Raw genomic sequence first — 1,369 nt, 5'->3', positions numbered from 1 at the left:
TATGGTTATTGGTCAAAACGTCTCTATTTTGGAGGATCCTACCGGCCGTCTTGAAATTGAATCAGTGCGCATGTCTTCCGGATTTAGGAGTTCTCAGTCTGAGGTGYCAAATCTACAACTGAGTTCATCAGATTTTTGGCTGAGGTTTACAATCAGGAATGAAAGTTCAGAAGATCAGTTTCTGCTTAATCTGGAGTACCCTACCTTAAGTTTATGCGAACTTCATTTTCCGGTTAGTGGGGTATACAACACAGTAAAATTAAGCGATAAAGAACCTTTTGGAAATAGAAAATATAAACACCAGGATTTTCTTTTCGATATAAAAATCCCAAAAGACAGCACATCTACATTTTACCTCAGGGTGAGGAGCAACGAGCAGATGATTTTGCCCTTAGTTTTAGGTACACCACTAAAAATAGCAGAATCAAAACTTACCCATGATTTACTTTGGGGAGGACTCATCGGATTATTATCAGTCATGGTACTTTATAATTTGTTTGTCTTCATCTCTACCAGAGACATCAGTTATTTATATTATGTATCCTATACTTTATTAATTGGCCTTACGCAAACCTCCTTATCGGGCTACGCCTATCGCTTTATTTTTCCTGATCATCCGGAACTCTTTAATTTAGGCATCGTCATATTCCCGGCGTTGGCGGGTATTTCCCTTTTAATTTTTGCACAATCATTTTTAGGCGTTAAACAACGAATGCCTGCAATGGGATGGGTATTTAAAATGGTGATCTTACTGTATGCAGCCGCTATTGTGCTAAGAATTTTTGGCTTTGATCAAACCAGCTACAGGATGATCGATATTTCTGCATTATGCTTAACCTTTAGTGTGTATATAGTTGTAATTAAGCTTTCGTACAATGGCTACAGGCCGGCAAGACTTTTTTTATTGGCCTGGACACTGTTTTTGACTGGTATAATCTTGTTTGTATTGCGAAATTTAGGTGTATTACCTTATAATAATTTCACAAACTATACCATGCAGTTAGGTACAGCCTTTGAAGTTACTTTGTTGTCGCTTGCACTGGCCGATAAGATAAATATATTTAAAGCCGAAAAGGAAAAATCGCAGGCAGAAACAGTAAATGCTTTAAAAGAAAACGAACGGATTATTCGTGAACAAAATGTAGGTTTAGAATTAAAGGTAAATGAGCGCACTATTGAATTAAGTGAATCAAACCTGGAACTCCAAAATACGCTTGAAAATTTAAAGCAGACCCAAACCCAACTGGTAGAATCAGAAAAAATGGCGTCCCTGGGCCAGTTAACCGCAGGCATAGCCCATGAAATTAATAACCCCATTAATTTTGTCACTTCAAATATTAATCCTTTAAAACGTGACATTGATATAATG

Annotated in this window: 1 protein-coding gene; it reads left to right on the top strand. The window is 37.1% G+C overall.

The window, feature by feature from the left end; translation table 11 throughout:
* A partial coding sequence (locus AC1DRQ_RS31565; RefSeq protein WP_477430105.1) for a 7TMR-DISM family protein occupies window positions 1-1,369 on the top strand: 1,369 nt, incomplete at both ends.

The sequence above is a fragment of the Mucilaginibacter sp. P4_E8 genome, assembly GCF_056401495.1.
Note: the sequence above shows the minus strand (reverse complement) of the source record. Positions and strands in the feature narration are given on the sequence as shown.